At 74.0% G+C, this 21,318-nt stretch carries 20 protein-coding genes; 14 read left to right on the plus strand and 6 right to left on the minus strand.

From position 1 onward, the window contains the following. Window positions 1-30: 30 nt before the first annotated feature. Window positions 31-873 (minus strand): siderophore-interacting protein, encoded by an 843-nt coding sequence (locus ACFUJY_RS09585; protein ID WP_383296947.1) that lies wholly within the window; start codon window positions 871-873, stop codon window positions 31-33. A 79-nt stretch (window positions 874-952) separates the two neighbouring features. Continuing rightward, the gene (locus ACFUJY_RS09590; protein ID WP_383297461.1) at window positions 953-1,861 is read right to left on the minus strand and encodes a 5'-3' exonuclease H3TH domain-containing protein; all 909 of its coding nucleotides are present in this window, start codon (window positions 1,859-1,861) and stop codon (window positions 953-955) included. A 320-nt stretch (window positions 1,862-2,181) separates the two neighbouring features. On the opposite strand from ACFUJY_RS09590, the gene ACFUJY_RS09595 reads away from it, so the two are divergent. The 3 genes from ACFUJY_RS09595 to ACFUJY_RS09605 all read left to right on the plus strand — a co-directional run bounded on the left by ACFUJY_RS09595 (window position 2,182) and on the right by ACFUJY_RS09605 (window position 6,591). Continuing rightward, a complete protein-coding gene (locus tag ACFUJY_RS09595) occupies window positions 2,182-3,246 on the plus strand; it encodes a glycine betaine/L-proline ABC transporter ATP-binding protein (RefSeq protein ID WP_383296948.1) in 1,065 nt (354 codons plus the stop codon). Beyond that, window positions 3,239-5,872, plus strand: a complete 2,634-nt coding sequence (locus tag ACFUJY_RS09600) for an ABC transporter permease/substrate binding protein (RefSeq protein ID WP_383296951.1) — start codon at window positions 3,239-3,241, stop codon at window positions 5,870-5,872. Before ACFUJY_RS09595 ends, ACFUJY_RS09600 begins: the two co-directional genes overlap by 8 nt. Window positions 5,873-6,045: 173 nt before the next feature. Beyond that, complete coding sequence (locus ACFUJY_RS09605) at window positions 6,046-6,591, plus strand: helix-turn-helix domain-containing protein (RefSeq protein WP_143625543.1); 546 nt, start codon at window positions 6,046-6,048, stop codon at window positions 6,589-6,591. Between the two features lie 27 nt (window positions 6,592-6,618). On the opposite strand, the gene ACFUJY_RS09610 is transcribed toward ACFUJY_RS09605, so the two are convergent. Further along, complete coding sequence (locus ACFUJY_RS09610; RefSeq protein WP_383296955.1) at window positions 6,619-7,767, minus strand: TDT family transporter; 1,149 nt, start codon at window positions 7,765-7,767, stop codon at window positions 6,619-6,621. Window positions 7,768-7,837: 70 nt separating this feature from the next. On the opposite strand from ACFUJY_RS09610, the gene ACFUJY_RS09615 reads away from it, so the two are divergent. From ACFUJY_RS09615 to ACFUJY_RS09625, 3 genes are all read left to right on the plus strand, one after another. Continuing rightward, window positions 7,838-8,776: a LysR family transcriptional regulator gene (locus ACFUJY_RS09615; RefSeq protein ID WP_383296957.1), complete on the plus strand. Its 939-nt coding sequence runs from the start codon at window positions 7,838-7,840 to the stop codon at window positions 8,774-8,776. Window positions 8,777-8,917: 141 nt separating this feature from the next. Beyond that, the gene (locus tag ACFUJY_RS09620) at window positions 8,918-9,418 is read left to right on the plus strand and encodes a GNAT family N-acetyltransferase (RefSeq protein ID WP_383296960.1); all 501 of its coding nucleotides are present in this window, start codon (window positions 8,918-8,920) and stop codon (window positions 9,416-9,418) included. Further along, a complete protein-coding gene (locus ACFUJY_RS09625; protein ID WP_383296963.1) occupies window positions 9,415-10,377 on the plus strand; it encodes a phosphotransferase family protein in 963 nt (320 codons plus the stop codon). The genes ACFUJY_RS09620 and ACFUJY_RS09625 overlap by 4 nt, the downstream gene beginning before the upstream one ends. Here ACFUJY_RS09625 and ACFUJY_RS09630 read toward each other — a convergent pair. Beyond that, the gene (locus ACFUJY_RS09630; RefSeq protein WP_383296966.1) at window positions 10,374-11,066 is read right to left on the minus strand and encodes a gamma-glutamyl-gamma-aminobutyrate hydrolase family protein; all 693 of its coding nucleotides are present in this window, start codon (window positions 11,064-11,066) and stop codon (window positions 10,374-10,376) included. The genes ACFUJY_RS09625 and ACFUJY_RS09630 overlap by 4 nt on opposite strands. Window positions 11,067-11,176: 110 nt before the next feature. Here ACFUJY_RS09630 and ACFUJY_RS09635 point away from each other — a divergent pair, with 110 nt between their 5' ends. From ACFUJY_RS09635 to ACFUJY_RS09650, 4 genes are read left to right on the plus strand one after another with little or no spacing between them, the layout of a single operon-like run. Continuing rightward, window positions 11,177-12,544 carry a glutamine synthetase family protein gene (locus ACFUJY_RS09635; RefSeq protein ID WP_383296969.1) on the plus strand — a complete coding sequence of 456 codons (1,368 nt, stop codon included), beginning with the start codon at window positions 11,177-11,179 and terminating at the stop codon, window positions 12,542-12,544. A gap of 39 nt (window positions 12,545-12,583) precedes the next feature. After that, a complete protein-coding gene (locus tag ACFUJY_RS09640; protein ID WP_383296971.1) occupies window positions 12,584-13,948 on the plus strand; it encodes an aldehyde dehydrogenase family protein in 1,365 nt (454 codons plus the stop codon). Between the two features lie 6 nt (window positions 13,949-13,954). Next, window positions 13,955-14,743, plus strand: a complete 789-nt coding sequence (locus ACFUJY_RS09645) for a 3-oxoacyl-ACP reductase (protein ID WP_383296974.1) — start codon at window positions 13,955-13,957, stop codon at window positions 14,741-14,743. 21 nt (window positions 14,744-14,764) lie between these two features. Next, window positions 14,765-15,709 carry a DUF2510 domain-containing protein gene (locus ACFUJY_RS09650; protein WP_383296976.1) on the plus strand — a complete coding sequence of 315 codons (945 nt, stop codon included), beginning with the start codon at window positions 14,765-14,767 and terminating at the stop codon, window positions 15,707-15,709. Here ACFUJY_RS09650 and ACFUJY_RS09655 read toward each other — a convergent pair. Next, window positions 15,706-16,908: an amino acid deaminase/aldolase gene (locus ACFUJY_RS09655; protein WP_383296978.1), complete on the minus strand. Its 1,203-nt coding sequence runs from the start codon at window positions 16,906-16,908 to the stop codon at window positions 15,706-15,708. The two genes, ACFUJY_RS09650 and ACFUJY_RS09655, sit on opposite strands and share 4 nt — an antisense overlap. Before the next feature lie 412 nt (window positions 16,909-17,320). On the opposite strand from ACFUJY_RS09655, the gene ACFUJY_RS09660 reads away from it, so the two are divergent. The 4 genes from ACFUJY_RS09660 to ACFUJY_RS09675 all read left to right on the plus strand — a co-directional run bounded on the left by ACFUJY_RS09660 (window position 17,321) and on the right by ACFUJY_RS09675 (window position 20,781). Further along, window positions 17,321-18,058, plus strand: coding sequence for a hypothetical protein (locus tag ACFUJY_RS09660; protein WP_383297463.1), 738 nt, complete (start codon window positions 17,321-17,323; stop codon window positions 18,056-18,058). Further along, window positions 18,055-19,227, plus strand: a complete 1,173-nt coding sequence (gene mycP / locus ACFUJY_RS09665; RefSeq protein WP_383296981.1) for a type VII secretion-associated serine protease mycosin — start codon at window positions 18,055-18,057, stop codon at window positions 19,225-19,227. Before ACFUJY_RS09660 ends, mycP begins: the two co-directional genes overlap by 4 nt. 34 nt (window positions 19,228-19,261) lie before the next feature. Continuing rightward, window positions 19,262-19,990 (plus strand): SseB family protein, encoded by a 729-nt coding sequence (locus ACFUJY_RS09670; RefSeq protein ID WP_383296984.1) that lies wholly within the window; start codon window positions 19,262-19,264, stop codon window positions 19,988-19,990. An 83-nt stretch (window positions 19,991-20,073) separates the two neighbouring features. Further along, window positions 20,074-20,781 carry an MIP family channel protein gene (locus tag ACFUJY_RS09675; RefSeq protein WP_383296987.1) on the plus strand — a complete coding sequence of 236 codons (708 nt, stop codon included), beginning with the start codon at window positions 20,074-20,076 and terminating at the stop codon, window positions 20,779-20,781. 84 nt (window positions 20,782-20,865) lie between these two features. Here the strand turns inward: ACFUJY_RS09675 and ACFUJY_RS09680 are convergent, their stop codons facing one another. Next, the gene (locus ACFUJY_RS09680; protein WP_073967877.1) at window positions 20,866-21,228 is read right to left on the minus strand and encodes a DUF1844 domain-containing protein; all 363 of its coding nucleotides are present in this window, start codon (window positions 21,226-21,228) and stop codon (window positions 20,866-20,868) included. Between the last annotated feature and the right edge of the window lie 90 nt (window positions 21,229-21,318).

Here is a 21,318-nt window from a genome sequence, read left to right on the forward strand (position 1 = left end):
CCGGACCGGGGCACCGTGCGGGTCGTACGCCTAGACCGCGCTCTCCTGCTCGCGCTCCACCTGCTCGTTCCACTGGCGCTTGACGGAGCGCCACGCCTCGTCGTCGTGGCCGAGCCGCCAGTAACCCGAGATCGACAGCCGGGAGGCCGGGATCTCGCGCTCCAGGCGCAGGTGGCGGCGGATCTCCTTGACGAAGCCCGCCTCGCCGTGCACGAACGCCTGGACCCGGCCGGCCGGGAACTCCAGCTCCCGCACCGCCCGGGTGAGCGCCTCGCCGACCGGGCGGCCGGCCCGGTGCAGCCAGGTGACCGCCACGCCGTCCGGCGTGGCGATCTTCTGCTCCTCGGCCGCGTCCGCCACCTCGACGTACGCGTGCACCACGGCACCCGGCGGCATCTGCTCCAGCGCGGCGGCGACGGCCGGCAGCGCGCTCTCGTCGCCCGCCAGCAGGTGCCAGTCCGCCGAGGCGTCGGGGGCGTAACCCCCGCCGGGGCCCAGGAACGTCACCTGGTCGCCCGGTTTCGCGCCCGCCGCCCAGGGCCCGGCAAGGCCCTCGTCGCCGTGCACCACGAAGTCGATCGCCAGCTCCCGGGCGGCCGGGTCCCAGGAACGCACCGTGTAGGTACGGGTGGTGGGCCACAGCTCGCGGGGGTACTCCTCGCGGATGCGGGCCACGTCGAAGGGGTGGGCGTAGTCCGCGCCCTCGGGGGCGAAGCACAGCTTGACGTAATGGTCGGTGAAGCCCGCGAGCGCGAAGTCGGCGAGACCGTCGCCGCCGAGCACCACCCGGATCATGTGCGGGGTGATCCGCTCGGTGCGCAGGACCTGCGCTCCCCGGGCCTGCGGTGCCCGCCGCTCCGGTCGTTCTGCCACGAGGTCTGCTCCCTGCTGCCGGAATCGGAGACCGTCGGCCGATGCCGAGATCACCCTTAGGGTCACCTAACCTAACACCTCAGGGTCGCAGTGCGGAGTGGAGGCGCTGGAGCGCCCCGCCCAGCCCCCACCGGGTCGCGAGCGCGTCGAGGGCGGCCGGATCGCGGGGCGCGGCGGGCAGCGCCGGGTCGAACTCCGGCAGCGGTACGTCACCGGCGACCCGCACCACCTTCGGCGCGACGGCCACATAGGCGCGGGCCTCGTCGAGCCGCTTGCGCTGGGAGGGCGTCAGCTTCGCCGCCGGATCGTCCACCGCCGCCATGATCCCGGCCAGGTCGCCGAAGGCGTCCAGCAGCTTCGCCGCCGTCTTCTCGCCGATCCCGGGCACCCCCGGCAGACCGTCGCTCGGGTCACCGCGCAGCAGCGCCAGGTCCACGTATCCGGGGCCGTCCACCCCGTACTTCTCGCGCAGCCACGCCTCGTCGGTCACCTGGAGCGTGCCGACCCCCTTCAGCGGGTAGAGCACCCGCACCCCGCGTGCGTCGTCCACCAGCTGGTACAGGTCCCGGTCACCGGTGACGATATCGACCGGGCCGGCCGCCCGCCCGGTCAGCGTGCCGATGACGTCGTCCGCCTCGTACCCCTCGGCGCCGACCCGGGCGATGCCCAGCGCGTCCAGCACGTCCGCGATGACCGGCACCTGCGGGGCCAGCGTGTCCGGGGTCTCCTCCTCGTCGGGCACGCCCGCCGCGGTCTCGGCCGCCACCCGGTGCGCCTTGTACGTGGGGATGAGGTCGACCCGCCACTGCGGCCGCCAGTCCGCGTCCCAGCAGGCGACGAGGTCGTCCGGCCGGTGGTCCTGTACCAGGCGGCCGATGAAGTCCAGCAGCCCGCGCACGGCGTTGACCGGGGTGCCGTCCGGCGCGCGCACCGAGTCGGGCACGCCGAAGTAGGCGCGGAAGTAGAGGGAGGCGGTGTCGAGGAGCATCAGGCGTCGCGTCACACGCCGATGATGCCGCACGGCACCGACAGTGGCCGCCGCGGACGCGGTTCCCGGAAAACCGGCCCGATTCATGTGATCCAGGTCACTCTTGTGTTTGCTCCGAGTAAGCGGGGGCAGGCGCGCCATCGGAGCGGACCACGTCGCATTTTCAACTACTGCACGTGCCATGCGGACAGAATCCGTGCCGCTCCACGGTCTGCCGGCGGGGGTGGCAGACCGTTCTCGGTTCAACGCGTGAGGTGTATGTGTCCAGGCTGCAAGCCGAGCACTTGTACAAAGTGTTCGGCAGACGACCCGATCAAGCCGTGCAGAAGCTGCGGAGCGGCACCGGCCGCGACGCCCTGCGCGCCGACGGAACCACCGCAGCGGTGATCGACGCATCGTTCACCGTCGAACCGGGCCAGATCTTCGTCGTGATGGGTCTGTCCGGCTCGGGCAAGTCCACGCTGCTGCGGATGCTCAACGGCCTGCTGGAGCCCACCTCCGGCCAGGTGCTCTTCGACGGCCAGGACCTGACCGCCCTGAGCCCCGCCGAGCTCCGCCACGTCCGTTCCACCAAGATCAGCATGGTGTTCCAGCACTTCGCGCTCTTCCCCCACCGGAGCGTCCTGGAGAACGCCGCGTACGGCCTGGAGGTGCAGGGCGTCCCGCGCGCCGAGCGCAACCGCCGCGCCACCGAGGCCCTGGAGCTGACCGGCCTGGCCGGCTGGGAGAAGTCCTGGCCCGACGAGCTGTCCGGCGGCATGCAGCAGCGCGTGGGTCTCGCCCGCGCCCTCGCCACCGACGCCGACCTGCTCCTGATGGACGAGTCCTTCAGCGCGCTCGACCCGCTGATCCGCCGCGACATGCAGGACCAGCTCCTGGAGCTCCAGAAGCGGCTGAAGAAGACCATCGTCTTCATCACCCACGACCTCAACGAGGCCATGCGCCTCGGCGACCGCATCGCCGTGATGCGCGACGGCGAGATAGTCCAGCTCGGCACCGCCGAGGACATCCTCGTCACCCCGGCCAACGACTACGTCGCCTCCTTCACCCAGGACGTGGACCGTGCCCGGGTGCTGACCGCCGGCGCGATCATGGCCGAGACGGACACCGTCATGGGCACCCTCTGCGACCAGGGCAAGGAGATCCGCAGCGCCGAGGACGTACTGCGGTCCACCCCGGCCTCGGTCACCGAGTCCACGCCGATCATCGAGCTGTTCACGCCCTGCTCGCAGAGCCGGGTCGCGGTCGCCGTGACCGACGGCAAGGGCAAGCTCCTCGGCGTCGTGCCCCGCGAGCGGCTGCTCGCCGTGCTCGGCGAGCCGATGACCCCCGCCCAGGCTTCCCAGGACGCCGCCACCTCGCTGAAGAAGGTGGCCGGTGTTTAGGCTCCATCTCGGTGACTGGGTCGACTCCGCGGTCGACTGGCTCCAGAACCACCTCTCCTGGCTCTTCGACTTCATCAGCTCCGTCGTGAGCGGCATGTTCGACGGCATCGCCGCCGTGCTCTCCGCTCCCGCGCCCCTGCTCTTCGCGGGCATCGTCGCCGTCATCGCCTGGTGGCTGCGCGGCCTGCTCGCCGGAATCCTGGCCTTCGTCGGCTTCGCCCTCATCGACTCGGTCGAATTGTGGGACGAGGCGATGGACACGCTCACCCTGGTGCTCGTCGCGACGATCGTCACGCTGGTCCTGGCCGTGCCGCTCGGCATCTGGGCGTCCCGCTCCAAGACGGTGAGCGCGGTGACCCGGCCGGTCCTGGACTTCATGCAGACCATGCCCGCCATGGTCTACCTGATCCCCGGCGTGATCTTCTTCGGTGTCGGTGTCGTTCCCGGCATCATCGCCACCATCATCTTCGCGCTGCCCCCGGGCGTCCGGATGACCGAACTCGGCATCCGCCAGGTCGACGGCGAGCTGGTCGAGGCGGCCGAGGCGTTCGGTACGACGTCCCGCAACACCCTGCTGCGGGTCCAGCTGCCGCTGGCCCTGCCCACGATCATGGCGGGCATCAACCAGGTCATCATGCTGGGCCTGTCCATGGTGGTCATCGCCGGCATGGTCGGCGGCGGCGGCCTCGGCGGCTCCGTCTACCGGGCCATCGGCAACGTCGACGTCGGCCTGGGCTTCGAGGCCGGTGTCTCGATCGTCATCCTGGCCATGTACCTGGACCGGATGACCAGCGCCCTCGGCCGCGAGGTCTCCCCGCTCGCGCGCCGCGCGCTCGCCAAGGCGCAGTCGATGGCCGGCGGCCTGAAGATCTGGCACCACCGCCCGCAGCCCGTCGTCGCCGTCGCGGGCGTCGTCGCCCTCGCGCTCGTCGCCGGCGGCATGGGGATCTTCGGCTCCTCCGACGACGAGGCCGTCGCGGCCTCCGACACGAAGAACATCGGCGCCGGCAAGAAGATCAGCATGGGCTACATCCCGTGGGACGAGGGCATCGCCTCCACCTTCCTGTGGAAGGAGCTGCTGGAGCGCCGCGGCTTCGAGGTCGACGTCAAGCAGTACGAGGCCGGCGCGCTGTACACCGGCATGGCGGGCGGCCAGATCGACTTCGAGACCGACTCCTGGCTGCCGGTCACCCACGCCTCGTACTGGAAGAAGTACAAGGACCGGCTGGAGGACATGGGCTCCTGGTACGGCCCCACCTCGCTGGAGCTGGCCGTCCCCACGTACGTCAAGGACGTGAAGTCCCTGACCGACCTCAAGGGCAAGGCGTCCGACTTCAAGGGCCGGATCGTCGGCATCGAGCCGAGCGCCGGTGAGATGGGCCTGCTCAAGGACAAGATCCTGCCGGGCTACGGCCTGGACAAGGAGTACAAGGTCGTCGACGGCTCCACGCCGTCCATGCTGGCCGAGCTGAAGCGCGCCTACGCCAAGAAGGAACCGATCGTCGTCCCGCTCTGGTCGCCGCACTGGGCGTACAACCAGTTCGAGCTGACCAAGCTCAAGGACCCCAAGAACCTCTGGGGCAAGGGCGACGGCATCCACACCCTGACCCGCAAGGGCTTCACCGCCGACAACCCCGAGGTCGGCAAGTGGCTCAAGGACTTCAAGATGAGCGAGGACCAGCTCACCAGCCTTGAGGCCCAGATCCAGAAGAGCGGCTCCGGCAAGGAGCAGGAGGCCGTGCGCACCTGGCTGAAGGCCAACCCGGATGTCGCCGACAAGTGGACCCCGGTGAAGAAGTCCGCCCCGGCCGAGGGCGCGGGCGGCAAGGACGAGCGCGACCGCCCGGTCGAGATGGCCTGGTTCCCCTGGGAGGAGGACATCGCCGCCACGTACCTGTGGAAGGCCGTCCTGGAGGACCGGGGCTACAAGATCAACCTCAAGCAGTTCGAGGTCGGTCCGATGTACACCGCGATGTCGCGCGGCCAGATCGACGTGCAGTTCGACGGATGGCTCCCGTTCACCCAGAAGAACTACTGGGACAAGTACGGCTCCGAGCTGACGGACATCGGCTCCTGGTACGGCCCGACCTCCATCGAGGTCGCGGTGCCCGACTACGTCAAGGACGTGAAGTCCCTGGCCGACCTCAAGGGCAAGAGCGCGGAGTTCAAGGGCCGCATCATCGGCATCGAGCCCGGCACCGCCACGATGGAGAACCTGAAGAAGAACGTGCTCCCGGCCTACGGCCTGGACGACGAGTACAAGGTCGTCGACTCCTCGACGCCCGGCATGCTCGCCGAGCTGAAGCGCGCGTACGCCAAGAAGGAGCCCGTCGCCGTACTGCTGTGGACCCCGCACTGGGCGTACAGCGAGTACAGGATGACCAAGCTCCAGGACCCGAAGAAGGCGTTCGGCGAGGGCGACCGGCTGCACACCATCGCCTCCAAGGAGTTCCCGGAGAACTACCCGCGGCTGACGAAGTGGTTCAAGGACTTCAAGCTGAGCGAGAAGCAGCTCGCCGGCCTGGAGAACCAGATCCAGAAGCGCGGTACAGGGCACGAAGAGGAAGCCGTGAGGGCCTGGATGAAGAAGAACCCGGGCATCGCGGACAAGATGGCACCCCAGTAGGAGCCGTCACCGGCCCCCACCAGGGCCGCAACCCGTGAAGGGGTGGGTCGCGCCGACGGCGCGGCCCACCCCTTCCGGCGTGCCGGTGTGCTCACTTTCCGGGCCGTCCTGGCGTAACGGTGTGCGCGACGGGCCCACAACCGGAAGGATGGCGAGTCGGGAGGGAGCCGGACATGGACGAGAAGGAAACACTCCGGGTGGGCGCCGCGGTCCGCCGACAGCGGCGGTCCCTGGGACTCACCCTGGCCGCCGTCGCCTCGCGCAGCGGCCTTTCCGTACCGTTCCTCAGCCAGATCGAGAACGAGCGCGCCAGACCCAGCGCCCGGTCGCTCGACCGGGTCGCCGAAGCGCTGGAGACCACCACGGCCCGGCTGCGCGCCGCCGCGGACTCCGCGCGCGCGGTCGACGTCGTGCGCGCCGCCCACGAGGACGGGGTGCACCGGGTGGTCCGCGGACGCCACCAGCTCAGCGCCCTGGAATTCACCGGGGAGCTCGACCTCGGCCGCGAGTTCCAGCACCGCAACGACGAGCTCCTGTACGTCGCCGAGGGCGCCGCCGAAGTGGAGGCCGAGGGCCGGGCCTACCGGCTGGTCCAGGGCGACACGCTCTTCCTGTCCGGCGGGGTCCGCCACCGCTGGCGGGCCACGCTCCCCGGCACCCGGCTGCTGTGCGTCGCGGTCGCCGAACACATCGACGCGACGTCCGACCCCCGGCGCTGAGCGCGTCCGGGGCCGTCGACGTCGTGCTCAGGCGGTACGGGCCGCCACCGCGGCCCGCCGCTGCGGCGCCGCGAGCAGCGCCCCGCTGAGCAGCCCGCGCACCGTGCGCACCCCCGCCACCGCCCACGCCGACACCAGCAGCACGTACAACGCGACGGCCAGCCAGGTGAACGCGGTCAGACCGGTGTGCCGGGCCAGGCCCGCCGCGCCCGTCACACACGTGCCGACGGGGAACGTGAAGCCCCACCAGGTCATCGAGAACGTCATCCCGCCCCGTACCGCCCGCACCACCAGCGCCACGGCCAGGGCCAGCCACATCAGGGCGAAGCCCATCACCGGCACCCCGTACAGCACCGCGAAGGCCCGCAGCGCCGAGGCGTACGGGCCCCCGATCGCACCCGGCGCCACATCGGCCAGCGCGTTGACCGCGGTCGTCGACTGGCCCAGCGGGCCGAGCACCAGGAACAGGGTGGGCGTCAGCGCGAGCGGCAGCGGGCCCCCGTGCACCAGCCGGCCGAAGACCAGCGGGAGCATCACCAGCGTCGCCAGCAGGCTCAGCCCGAACATCGCGTAGCAGCCCAGCAGCAGCGCCTCGCGCCCCTGCCCCGCAGGCAGCTCCGCCACGAGCAGCGGGCCGAGCGCGGCCGACACCATCGGCGCCACCACGGGCAGCAGCCACACCGGCGACGCGGTGCCCGGCTCCGGCCGGTGGCGCACGATCATGAGATACGGGACCGCCACCGCCGCCACCAGACCCGTCACCGTGCCCGCCGTGTACAGGACCACGTCAAGCGCGAGCGCCGCCCGGTGCCCGATGAGGTCCTCGCCCACGGTCATGCCGGAGCCCCCGACGGCCAGCAGCGCCATCGACAGGCAGCCGTAGAACGGCGCGACGGCCTGGTCCGCGAGATGGGCGCGCGCCTGGTCGCGGTGGGCCGCCCAGTGCCCGGCACGGGCGGCCAGCACGGCGGCGAGCAGCAGCGCTGAGAACAGCCACACCACGGTGCACGCGCCGCGCAGCCCGGGCACCCGCACCGGCAGCGCCGCACCCGCGCTCGCGACGATCGCGGTGCCCATCACCGTGGCGTACCAGTTGGGGCCGAAGTGCCGCAGCGCGGGCCCCCGGAGGGCGCCGGAGTACGGGGGAGAGGTGCGGGTCCGCAGATAGATGGCCATGCCACGATCCTCTGCGGCGCCGGGTGGCCCCACCAGGGAGCACCGCCCTATGAGGTCATAAGGTGGACTTATGTCCAGCGAACCGCCGACCCCCCTGTCCCACCGGGTGCCCGACCTGGGCGCGCTGGAACTGCTCCTCGCCGTCGCCCGGCACGGCAGCCTCGGTCGCGCCGCCCGGGACGTCGGCATCACCCAGCCCGCCGCCAGCAGCCGCGTCCGCTCGATGGAACGGCAGCTCGGCCTGGCCCTCCTCGACCGCTCGCCCCGGGGCTCCCGGCTCACCGACGCCGGTGCCCTGGTCACCGACTGGGCGCGCCGGGTCGTGGAGGCCGCCGAGGCGTTCGACGCGGGCGCCCAGGCGCTGCGCGACCGCCGCGACTCCCGGTTGCGGGTCGCCGCCTCCATGACCATCGCCGAGTACCTGCTCCCCGGCTGGCTCATCGCCCTGCGCGCCGAACGCCCCGGCACCGCCGTCTCGCTGCTCGCCGGGAACTCCGCGGTGGTCGCCGAACGGCTGCTGAGCGGCGAGGCGGACCTGGGCTTCGTGGAGGGCCTGTCCGTCCCGGCCGGGCTCGACGGCACGGTCATCGCCCACGACCGCCTCGTCGTCGTGGTCGCCCCCGCCCACCCGTGGGCCCGCCGCCGCACCCCGCTGACCCCGGGCGAGCTGGCCGCGACCCCGCTGATCCTGCGCGAACACGGCTCCGGCACCCGCCAGGTCCTGGACGCCGCGCTCGCCGTCCACGGCCCGCTGGCCCCGCCGCTCCTGGAGCTCTCCTCGACCACCGCCGTCAAGGGCGCGGCGGAGAGCGGCGCCGGCCCCTGCGTCCTGAGCGAGCTCGCGCTCGGCGAGGAGCTGTCCGCCCGCCGCCTGGTCAAGGTCCCCATCGCCGGGGCCCGGCTGCGCCGCCAGCTGCGCGCGGTCTGGCCCTCGGGCCACCGCCCCACGGGCCCGGCCCGCGACCTGCTCACGCTGACCCGGTCGGAACCCCCTGGGACGGCGCCCTAGGGTCTTCCGGGCCGGGGTGCCGGTGGCCGCGGGCGCCGCGACGGGCGAGGACCTCGGAGTCCGCGCCGGAAAACGGGGCGACGCCGCCCGGCCGGGCACGACACCCTTGCGGGGCACGGCACCCCACCGAAAGGACGACGCATGAACACTTCGCCGCACCTGAGACGGGCCGGCGCCGAGGACGCCGCCGAGGTCACCCGGCTGCGCCGGATCATGCTCGCCTCGGCCGGAATCGTCCCGGAGCCCGACTGGACCCCGGTGTGCGAGGCGTACTTCCGCGAACGGCTCGCCGGCGACCCGCACTTCGTCGCCTATGTGATCGACGCGGGGGACCGGCTGCTGTCCAGCACGGTGGGCCAGTACATGTGGTCCCTGCCCCGGCCGGGCCGCGCCCCGTACGTCGGGCACATCGCGTCCGTCGCCACCGACCCCGGCCACCGGCGGCAGGGATACGCCCGCCGGACCTTCCGGGCCGTCCACGACCACCTGGTCGGGGCCGGGTGCTCGCGGATCAACCTGACCGCGACCCCCGAGGGCGAGGGCCTGTACCGCTCGCTGGGGTACGGAGACCCCTCCGGCCCCACCCCTCTGACGTGGACGGCCGCCACCGCACCGGACGGACCGGGAGGCACGCGCCGATGACCGCCACCGCACCGCCCGCGCAGGGCGTCCGCCTCCCTTGGTCCGGCCTGCCCGCCGCCGTACGCGAGGCCGTCGAGGACATCCTCGGCGCACCGGTCACCGAGGCCCGCAGCCAGAGCGGCGGCTTCTCGCCCGGAGTCGCGGCCCGGGTCCGGCTCGCGAACGGCGGCCGGGCCTTCGTCAAGGCGGTGAGCGCCGAGGTGAACCCGGACAGCCCCGCCATGCACCGCGCCGAGGCCCGCCTCACGGCCGCCCTGCCGCCGCACGCCCCGGCGCCCCGGCTGCTCGGCTCGTACGACGACGGCGGCTGCGTCGCCCTCGTGCTGGAGGACATCGACGGCCGCCAGCCCCGGGTGCCCTGGGACCGGGCCGAGCTGGACCGGGTCCTGACGGCCGTTGGCGCGCTCTCCCACGCCCTCACCCCGGCCCCGGCCGAGGTGACCTCGGCCGCCTGGGGCAAGTCCTCGATGTTCGACGGCTGGCGCACCCTGCACGCCGCCGGCGGCCACGCCCGCCTCGACCCCTGGGCCGCCGGCCACCTCGCCGTCCTCGCGGAGCTGGAGGCCGGCTGGCCCGAGGCCGCCGCCGGGGACACCCTCGCCCACAGCGACCTGCGCGCCGACAACATCCTGCTCACCGAGGACCGCACCGTCTTCGTGGACTGGCCGCACGCGGTGCGCGCCGCGCCCTGGTTCGACCTGCTGGTGATGCTCCCGTGCGTGGCCGCCCAGGGCTACGCCTCCGGACCGCCCGGGCCCGACCCGGACGCCCTGTTCACCGCCCACCCGCTCGGCCGGGACGCGGACCCCGACGCCGTCACCGCCGTACTCGCCGCCGTCGCCGGGTACTTCGCGGAGCACGCGCTGCGCCCCGACCCGCCCGGCCTGCCGACGCTCCGGGCCTTCCAGGCCGCCCAGGGCGCCGCCGCCCTGACCTGGCTGCGCCACCGCCTCGGCTAACCTCGCACCGCCTCCACCAGGCCCCGCACCACGCGGAAGTCGTCGCCCATCTCCGGATGCCACTGCACCCCCAGGACCCAGTGGCCGCCGGGGAGTTCGACCGCCTCCACGGTGCCGTCCGCCGCGTGCGCCGACGCCACCAGGCCGGTACCGAGCCGGTCCACGGCCTGGTGGTGGTAGGCCGGGACCTCGCACGGGGCGGGCGCCAGCGACGCGTACCGGGTGCCCGGGACCGGCGTCACCCGGTGCGAGCCGAAGACGCCCGGCGCCCCGTCCGGGCCGCCGTGGCCGTCCAGATGCTGGATCAGGGTGCCCCCGCACACCACGTTCAGCAGCTGCATCCCCCGGCACACCCCGAGCAACGGCGTCCCCGACTCCAGCGCCGCGCCGATCAGCGCCGCCTCCCAGACGTCGCGCTCCGGCGCGGGCGGCCCGGTGCGCGGGTCGCGCGCGGCCCCGTAACGCGCCGGCTCCACATCGGGACCGCCCGCCACCACCACCGCGTCCAGCCGGGCCACGGTCCGAGCGGCCGACTCCGGCTCGTCCGGCGGCAGCAGCACGGCCAGGCCGCCCGCCTCCCGCACCATGCGGGTGTAGCCGGCGGGCACCAGCGCCGCCGGCAGGTCCCATACGCCCCAGCGCGCCGAAGCCACCAGGTAGGTGCTGATCCCGACCAGCGGACGGTTCACCGGTGCCCTCCCTCGTACGGCGCGCGGAACACCCCGGCACCGTACCCACAACACCCGCCCTCGCCCTAGATTTGTACGCGCCCGCCGGCCCGCGAGGAGAGGACCCGTCCGTGTCCGACCGCACCGCCCCGCTCGCCCTCGGCGACCTGCGCCGCCTCGTGCACGGCGGGGAGATCGACACCGTCGTCCTGGCCTTCCCCGACATGCAGGGACGGCTCCAGGGCAAGCGCTTCGCCGCCCCCTTCTTCCTCGACGAGGTCGTCAGCCACGGCACCGAAGGCTGCGCCTACCTCCTCGCCGTCGACACCGACATGAACACCGTCGACGGCTACGCCATGTCCTCCTGGGACAACGGGTACGGCGACTTCGCCCTGCGCCCCGACCTCACCACCCTGCGCCGGGTGCCCTGGCACGAGGGCACCGCGCTGGTCCTCGCCGACCTCGCCTGGGCCGACGGCGCGCCCGTCACCGCCGCGCCCCGGCAGATCCTGCGCCGCCAGCTCGAACGCCTCGCCGACCACGGCTACACCGCCCACGTCGGCACCGAGCTGGAGTTCATCGTCTTCAAGGACACGTACGAGCAGGCGTGGGACCGGGCCTACCGCGACCTGACCCCCGTCAACCAGTACAACGTCGACTACTCCGTCCTGGGGACCGGCCGCGTCGAGCCCCTGCTGCGCCGCATCCGCAACGAGATGGCGGGCGCGGGCCTGGCCGTCGAGTCGGCCAAGGGCGAGTGCAACCCCGGCCAGCACGAGATCGTGTTCCGCTACGACGAAGCCCTGGTCACCTGCGACCAGCACGCCGTCTACAAGACCGGCGCCAAGGAGATCGCCGCCCAGGAGGGCATGGCGCTCACCTTCATGGCCAAATTCAACGAACGCGAGGGCAACTCCTGCCACATCCACCTCTCGCTGCGCTCCACCACCGACCCCGGACGCTCCGTCATGGCCGGGGCGGACGGCGCCATGTCACCCGTGATGCGGCACTTCCTGGCCGGTCAGCTCGCCGCCCTGCGCGACCTCTCCCTCCTCTTCGCGCCGAACATCAACTCGTACAAGCGGCTGCGCCCCGGCTCCTTCGCCCCGACCGCCGTCGCCTGGGGCCACGACAACCGCACCTGCGCCCTGCGCGTCGTCGGCCACGGCGCCTCGCTGCGCTTCGAGAACCGGCTCCCCGGCGGCGACGTCAACCCGTACCTGGCCGTCGCCGGACTCGTCGCCGCCGGCCTGTACGGCATCGAGCACGGGCTCGCACTCCCCGAACCCTGCGAGGGCAACGCCTACACCGCCGCCTACGACCACGTCCCGGCCACCCTGCGCGAGGCCGCCGCGCTCTGGGAGGAGAGCGATATCGCCCGCGAGGCGTTCGGCGAGGACGTCGTGGCGCACTACCGCACCATGGCCCGCGTCGAACTCGACGCCTTCGACGCGGCGGTCACCGACTGGGAACTGCGCCGCTCCTTCGAACGCCTGTGAGCACGACGCCTGCGAGACCACGACCGCTGTGAGGACCCCGTGATCCACGAGCACCACGTCCTGAACCCGGCGACCGAAGAGCTCGTCGCCACCGTCCCCGCCACCGCCGCCCCGGACGTCCACACCGCCGTCGTCCGCGCCACCGCCGCCCAGCTCACCTGGGCCGCGCTCGCCCCCGCCGACCGGGCCCGGCTGCTGCGCCGGTTCGCCGCCGCCGTCGACTCCCACACCGAGGAACTGGCCCGGCTGGAGGTCCGGGAGGCCGGCCACACCATCGGCAACGCCCGCTGGGAGGCCGGCAACGTCCGCGACCTGCTCGACTACGCGGCCGGGGGAGTGGAACGGCTCAACGGCCGGCAGATCCCCGTCCCCGGCGGCCTCGACCTCACGATCCTCGAACCCCTGGGCGTCGTCGGCGTCATCGCCCCCTGGAACTTCCCGATGCCTATCGCCGCCTGGGGCACCGCCCCCGCCCTCGCCGCCGGCAACGCGGTGCTCCTGAAACCCGCCGAGACCACCCCGCTCACCGCCCTCCGCCTCGCGCAGCTCGCCCTGGAGGCGGGCCTGCCCGAACACCTCTTCCAGGTCCTGCCCGGCGCGGGCGACGAGGCCGGCAACGCCCTGGTCGAACACCCGGGCGTCGCCAAGATCGTGTTCACCGGCTCCACCCGCACCGGCAAGCGGATCATGGCCAAGTGCGCCGACCGCCTCAAGCGGGTCACCCTCGAACTCGGCGGCAAGAGCCCCGGCATCGTCTTCGCCGACGCCGACATCGAGGCCGCCGCGGCCGCCGCACCCGACTCCTTCCTGGACAACGCCGGCCAGGACTGCTGCGCCCGCACCCGCATCCTCGTCCAGCGCTCCGTGTACGACCGCTTCCTGGCCCACCTCGCCCCCGCCGTCGCCGCGTACACCGTCGGCGACCCCGCCGACGAGAAGACCCGGATGGGCCCGCTCATCTCCCGTACCCAGCTCGAACGCGTACGCGGCTTCGTCCCCGAGGGCGCCGCCGCGATCCGGGGGAGCGCGCCCGAGGGGCCCGGCTTCTGGTTCCCGCCGACCGTCCTCACCGACGTCCCGGCGGACGCGCCCGTCGCCACCGAGGAGGTGTTCGGGCCCGTCGCCGTCGTGCTGCCCTTCGAGGACGAGGCGGACGCCGTACGCCTCGCCAACGCCACCGACTACGGGCTCGCCGGCTCGCTCTGGACCCGTGACGTGGGGCGCGCCCTGCGCGTGTCCCGGGCCGTCCGGGCGGGCAACCTCTCCGTCAACTCGCACGCGGCGGTGCGCTACTGGACCCCGTTCGGCGGGTTCAAGCAGTCCGGCGTCGGGCGCGAGCTGGGGCCCGACGCCCTCACCGCCTTCACCGAGACCAAGAACGTCTTCCTGAGCACGGAGGCCTGACCGCCCATGACCACGGACCACGGGACCATCTGCCGCCGCCTCGTCGGCCGCACCGCCGTCATCACCGGCGCCGGCAGCGGCATCGGCCTGGCCACCGCCCACCGGCTCGCGTCCGAGGGGGCGCACGTCGTCTGCGGCGACATCGACGCGCAGGCCGGCGAGGCGGCCGCCGAAGCGGTCGGCGGCACCTTCGTACGCGTCGACGTGACCGACCCCGGACAGGTCGCCGAGCTGTTCCGCACGGCCGACGACACCTACGGATCGGTCGACATCGCCTTCAACAACGCGGGCATCTCGCCGCCCGAGGACGACTCCATCCTCAGCACGGAGCTGGAGGCGTGGAAACGCGTCCAGGACGTCAACCTCACCTCCGTCTACCTGTGCTGCAAGGCCGCCCTGCCCTACATGCGCCGCCAGGGCCGGGGCTCCATCATCAACACCGCCTCCTTCGTGGCCCGGATGGGCGCGGCCACCTCGCAGATCTCGTACACCGCGTCCAAGGGCGGGGTCCTGGCCATGACCCGCGAACTGGGCGTCCAGTTCGCCCGCGAAGGCATCCGCGTCAACGCGCTCTGCCCCGGGCCGGTCAACACCCCGCTGCTCCAGGAGCTGTTCGCCAAGGACCCGGAGCGGGCGGCCCGCCGGCTGGTGCACATCCCGCTCGGCCGGTTCGCCGAGGCGACCGAGATCGCCGCCGCCGTGGCCTTCCTGGCGAGCGACGACTCCTCGTTCGTCAACGCCACCGACTTCCTGGTGGACGGCGGCATTTCCGGCGCCTACGTCACCCCGCTGTAGGCCGCTCTCTAGAGTGGAGCGATGAGCTACCCGACGCCGCCCGGCTGGTACCCGGACACCTCCGCGCCCGGCACCGAGCGCTGGTGGGACGGGACGGCCTGGACCGCCCACACCCGGGCGCCCGCCGCCCCGCCCGCCCACGCCCCCGCCCCGGCCCCCGCCCCGGCCCCCGCCCCGGCTCCGCGGGGCAGCGGGAGCGCCCGGGCCGTCGCCCTCGTGGCCGCCGGCGCGGTCGTCGTCGGCGCCGCCGTGACCGGGGCCGTGCTCCTCACCCGGAACGACGACCCGGCGGCCCCGGCCGCCCACGCCTCGCAGTCGCCCACCCGGACCGGCACCGACGGGGTCCCCGGCGACGACGACCCCACACCGGACGGCACACCCGTGCACGAGGACGCCGACGTGCTCACCGACCAGCTCAACGGCATCACGCTGCCCATCCCGGACGGCTGGGAGCGGCCGGAGCGCACCTCGGGCCAGCTCCTCACGATGCGCACCGAGAAGTCGTACGACTGCCCCGGCGCGTCCTCCTCGTACTGCTACCCCGGCACCGTCACCACCCGGACCCCCGGCGGCACCGACGCCACCACCCCCGAAGCCCTCGCCCAGGAGGACATCGGCGAAGCCGCCGACCGCGCCTACGACGAGGACATCCTCGGCCGGCGCACCCACGGCGGCATCACCGGCCACCGGCAGACCGCCGCCGGCGAGGTCACCGTGGCCGGCCGCACCGGCTACTACATCCGCTGGAAGGTCACCACCGCCAACGGCCCCGGCGGCTACGTTCAGTCCCTCGCTTTCCCCTCACCCGTCGGCAGTGAGTCGCCCGTCATCGTGCGGTACGCCTTCGACGCGGGACCCGACGGGCCGCCGCTGGCCCTCATGGACACCCTCACGAAGGGCATCCGCCCCATCGGAGGCACGGCCACGGACGGCGGCGTCGGCAGCTCCGTCGAACGCACGCCCTAGAGGAACGTACGGCCTTCGCCCCGGTACGTGGGAACCGTCGCCGTCACCCGGTCGCCCTCGATCAGGTGCAGCGCGTCGAACCGCTCGCACAGCTCACCGGCCTTCGCGTGCCGGAACCACACCTTGTCACCGATCAGCAGATCGTCGGCCGGGGCACCGAGCAGCGGGGTCTGCACCTCGCCCGGGCCCTCCTGCGGGTCGTAGCGCAGCCCCTCCGGGAGATACGGGACCGGCAGCCGGTCCGCCCCGGCCGCGCCCGACGCCGGATAGCCGCCCCCGAGCACCGTGACCACGCCCACGCCCGGCCGCCGCACCACGGGCTGCGCGAACAGGGCCGCCGGGCGGGCGGTGAACGAGGTGTAGTTGTCGAACAGGCGCGGCACGTACAGCCCCGAACCGGCGGCGATCTCCGTCACCGCGTCCTCCGCCGCCGTGTGCTGCACGCTGCCCGTACCGCCGCCGTTCACGAACTCCAGGTCCGGCGCGACGGCCCGGACCGCCCGCACCACCTCGGCCCGCCGGGCCGCCAGCTCCTTCCGGGCCGTGGCCTGCATCAGCCGGATCGCCCTGGACCGCAGCGGACGCCCCGCCACCGCGTCCCCGACACCCGCGATGTGCCCCTCGTACGCCATCAGCCCGACCAGCCGGAAACCGGGGCGCCGGACCACCGACCTGGCCAGGTCGGCCAGCTGGGCGGGGGAGCGCAGCGGCGACCGCAGGGCCCCGATCCGGACCCGGCCGCCGAGCATCCGCAGCGAGGTGTCCAGCTCCAGGCAGACCCGGATCTCCTGGGTGCCGCCCGCCCGCGCCGCGTCGATCAGGTCGAGCTGGGCGTGGTCGTCCACCATCACCGTCACGGCGGCGGCGAGCTTCGGATCGGCGGCCAGCTCCGCGTACGCCGGGCGGTCGGCGGAGGGGTAGGCCAGGAGCACGTCGTCGAACCCGGCCCGGGCCAGCCACAGCGACTCCGCGAGCGTGAACGACATGATGCCGGCGAAGCCGGGCCGCGCCAGCACCCGCTCCAGCAGGGCCCGGCAGCGCACCGACTTGCTCGCCACCCGGACCGGCTTGCCCGCCGCCCGGCGGACGAGATCGTCCGCGTTGGCGTCGAACGCCTCCAGATCCACGACGGCGACGGGAGCGTCGAGATGGGCGGTGGCCCGGTCGTAACGGGCCCGGTCAGTGGCTCGGGCAGTCATGGCCGCAGCTTGCCAGACGGTTCTACCGCTGGGTAGGGGGAAGATCCGTGCAGATCCGCCGGTGCCCGGACCGCCCGCTCCCACCAGGGTCTCCCCAGCCCGTAGAGTGACGCCCACGCGGCGAACGGGGCCCCGTCCGCAGGCGGGGGGACGCGCGGTACGGAACGGACCAGGGGGGCGGATGAGCACCGAAGCACGGCGCTCCCCCGTCCCGCCCCGCCCGACGCCCCCGCCCCGCCCGGACGCACCGCCGCCGGCCGCCGCCGAGCAGGACCCGCCGCGACCGTCCCCGGCCCGGGACGCGACCGCCCCGGCACCGCACAGGGGGCCCGCACCGGCCTCCGCCCACTGGCCGCCCCCCGCCGCCCCACCACCCGAATCCCCGGCCCGGCCGCGCCGCCCCCGCCGGACCGTGGCCGCCGGGGTCTGCGGTGTGCTCGGCCTCGGGCTGATCGCCGGGGCCGCCGTCGGCACCCGGCTCACCGGCGGCCCCGACGACGGTCCCGCCGCCCGCAGCGCGTACACCGTGGGCCGGGAAGCCTGGCACAGCATCCCCGTGGACTCCCTCTTCCCCCGCACCCTGAAGGGCGACGGCGCAGGGCCCGGCGGCGCCGACCGGGTCTGGACGAGGCTCGCCGTCGCGCCCGACAGCGGCTGCGCCGACGCACTGGACCCGCTGCTCGCCAAGACGCTGCGCACGGTCGGCTGCGCCCACGTCCTGCGCGCCACCTACACCGACGCGACCGCCAGCAGCGTCACCACCGTCGGGCTCGCCTTCACCGAGGCCGACCCCGACGCGATGCGGGGCCTCGGCGCCCGGTTCGCCGGCCGGCACCTCGACCGCCGCACCGACCTGCTGCCCCGCACCTACCCCGTGAAGGACAGCCCCGCCGCCTCCTTCGGCGCCCGGCAGCGCGCCAGCTGGTCCGTCCACGTCCTGACCGGGATTCCGGTCGTCGCCTTCGCCGTGTCCGGATTCGCCGACGGACGCGTGAGCAGCCCGCCGCAGCCCGCCGACCGGGCCATGGCCACCGGCGCCACCACCCCCGCCGCGCAGGCCGGTCTCGGCCACGAGGCCAAGGGCCTGTCCGACGGGGTCGAGCGCGCGCTGCGCACCCACGTGGCCCACCTCACGGAGCAGCCGGAATGAAACACGCCCTGGGCGTCCTCTGCGCGGCCACCGCCCTCGCCCTGCTCCCCGCGACCCCCGCCGGGGCCGACACCATCCGGGCCCAGCAGTGGGGCCTGGCCGCGCTGCACACCGACCGGGCCTGGGAGACCACGCGCGGCGAGGGCGTCACCGTCGCCGTCGTCGACACCGGCGTCGACGGCAGTCTGCCGGACCTCGCCGGCCAGGTCCTGCCCGGCAAGGACCTCATCGGCTTCGGTGCCGGGCGCGGCGACAAGGCATGGGCCAGGCACGGCACGGCCATGGCCGGGATCATCGCGGGCCGGGGCCACGGCAGCGGACGCGCCGACGGGGTCCTCGGCATCGCGCCCGAGGCCAAGATCCTCCCGGTCCGCGTCATCCTCGAAGCGAGCGACCCGGACCGCGCGGAGGCCCGCAGGACCCGGGGCACCGCGCTCGCCGACGGCATCCGCTGGGCCGCCGACCACGGCGCCGACGTCATCAACCTCTCGCTCGGCGACGACAGCGAGTCCGCGCACCCCGAGCCCGGCGAGGACGCCGCCGTCCAGTACGCCCTGCGGAAGGGCGCCGTCGTCGTCGCCTCGGCCGGCAACGGAGGCGAGAAGGGCGACCACATCTCGTACCCCGCCGCCTACCCCGGGGTGATCGCCGTCGCGGCCGTGGACCGGTACGGCACCCACGCCTCGTTCTCCACCCGCCGCTGGTACGCCACCGTGAGCGCCCCCGGCGACGACATCGTCGTACCGGCGCCCGACCGCAAGTACTACGTGGAGTGGGGCACGTCCGCCGCCGCCGCGTTCGTCTCCGGGGCGGTGGCCCTCGTGAAGTCCGCGCACCCCGGGCTCACGCCCGCGCAGATCAGGAAGCTGCTCACCGACACCGCGCGCGACGCCCCCGCCGGTGGCCGCGACGACGCACGCGGCCACGGGATCGTCGACCCGGCCGCGGCCATCGAGGCGGGCGGCGGCCTCCGCTCCGACACCGCGCGCGGCGACTCCGCCCCGGCCGGCTACCGCAAGCGGTACTTCGGCGCCGGGCCCACGCCCGAGCCCGGGGACGACGGACCGGCCGGATGGCTCGCCCCGGCCGCCGGGGGCCTCGGCCTGCTCCTGCTCGCGGCCGGCGCGCTGCTGTGGCGCGGGCGCTCCCCCTTCACCCGGAACCGCTGACCGGGCCCCGCCGGCCAGGCACTACGCTCGCCCTGTGGCGCAGAAGAACATCCCGGACCCCGGTTACTCCGACGACGACGGCACCGCCGACCCCGCCCTGGCCTCGGCGCTCGCCGCCTGGGCCGAGGACCGCACCGCCGTCGCGCCGGTCCTCGAAGCGCTGAAGGGAGCCCGGCTCCTGGTGCCCGTCGTGGCCGTCCTCGGCGAGGTGGAGGAGGACGAGCGGGGTCTGCGGCGCGAGAAGACCAGTGACATGGCCGTGCCCACCCTCCAGGCCGGGGACCGCCGCGCCCTGCCCGCCTTCACCTCCACCGCGTCGCTGGCCCGGTGGGACCCGCAGGCCCGCCCCGTCGCCGTACCCCTGCACCAGGCGCTCCAGGCCGCCGCGCACGAGAAGGCCGACACCGTGGTGCTCGACCTCGCCGGGCCGGTGGCCTTCGAGCTGACCGGGTCCGCCCTGCGCGCCCTCGCCGAGGGCCGCGCCAGCGCGGACCCGCTGGACGACCCCGCGGTCACCGCCGCCGTCCGCGCGGCCGTCGCCGCCGAGCCCGCCGTGCTCCGCGCGCATCTCGGCCCCGGCAGCGCCGACGGCACCCTCGCGCTGGTCCTGGCGGCGGACGCCGACCCGGCCCAGGCGGCGGGCCGCGTCGCCCGCGCCCTGGCGGCCGACGAGGTGCTGCGCGCCCGGCTGGTCCGCGGCCTGGACCTCGCGCTGCTCCCGGCCGGGGCGCGCACGCCGGGTGAGCCCTTGTTCACGCGCTGACCGCCCGTACGGTTCAGCGCGCGCGAAACCGAACACAGCCGCAGAATTGCGAAGAAAAGGGATGATCTTCGCGAGGTGGTTGTATGCAGATGCGGACAGCCGTGTCGGAGTTCCTCGGCACCCTGCTGCTGGTCTTCTTCGGCGTCGGCTCGGCGGTGCTGTGCACCGAGTTCATCGGGGTCGTGGGCATCGCCCTCTCCTTCGGCTTCGTGCTCCTCGCCCTCGCCTACGCCCTCGGTCCGATCTCGGGCTGCCACATCAACCCGGCGGTCACGCTCGGCATGCTGACCGCCCGGCGGATCGACGTGCGCACGGCCGTGACGTACTGGATCGCGCAGTTCACCGGCGGCATCGCCGGCGCGGCGCTGCTGTTCCTGCTGGCCAAGCAGGTGCCGGGGCTGAAGACGAGCGGGCACTTCGGGAGCAACGGCTACGGCGACCGCTCCGACGTCCACATCAACCTCGGCGGCGCCTTCCTCGCCGAGGTGGTGCTCACCTTCCTGCTGGTCTTCGTGGTCCTCGCGGTGACCCACAAGGTGGCGGTCGTCGGCTTCGACGGGCTGCCCATCGGCATCGCCCTGGCGGTGATCCACCTGGTCGGCATCCCGCTCACCGGCACCTCGGTCAACCCGGCCCGGAGCCTCGGTCCCGCCCTGTTCGCGGGCGGCGCGGCCCTCTCCCAGCTGTGGCTGTTCATCGTGGCCCCGCTGGTGGGCGGCCTCCTCGCGGCGCTCGCCCACCGGCTGACGCACCCCTCCCTGCGCGGCGGGGAGACGGCCGCGGAGGTCTGACCCCTGCCCGAAGCGCGTGAGCCCCCCGCCGGAAGGACCGGCGGGGGGCTCACGGACATACGGAAGGAAAGGGGGACCCGGCGCTCAGCCGAAGACCGGGCCGGTGTACTTCTCGCCCGGGCCCTGCCCCGGCTCGTCCGGCACGAGCGACGCCTCGCGGAAGGCCAGCTGGAGGGACTTCAGGCCGTCGCGCAGCGGGGCGGCGTGGAAGGAGCTGATCTCGGTGGTGCTGGCGTCCAGCAGGCCGGCCAGCGCGTGGACCAGCTTGCGGGCCTCGTCCAGGTCCTTGTGCGCGTCGCCGTCCTCGGTCAGGCCGAGCTTCACGGCGGCGGCGCTCATCAGGTTGACGGCGACCGTCACGATCACCTCGACGGCGGGCACCTCCGCGATGTCGCGGGCCATCTCGTCGAAGCCGGGGGAATCACTGCTGGGGGTCGCGTCACTCATGCGCCTTACGATAGGCCCCCGGCGGCCGGCCTCCGCCCGCGGGAGCCGGTGCGCACGCCGGTTGGTGCCCGCCCCGCCGAGCTGCTAACC

Origin of the sequence: Streptomyces sp. NPDC057249 (genome assembly GCF_042669245.1) — a bacterium.
Classification (GTDB): domain Bacteria; phylum Actinomycetota; class Actinomycetes; order Streptomycetales; family Streptomycetaceae; genus Streptomyces.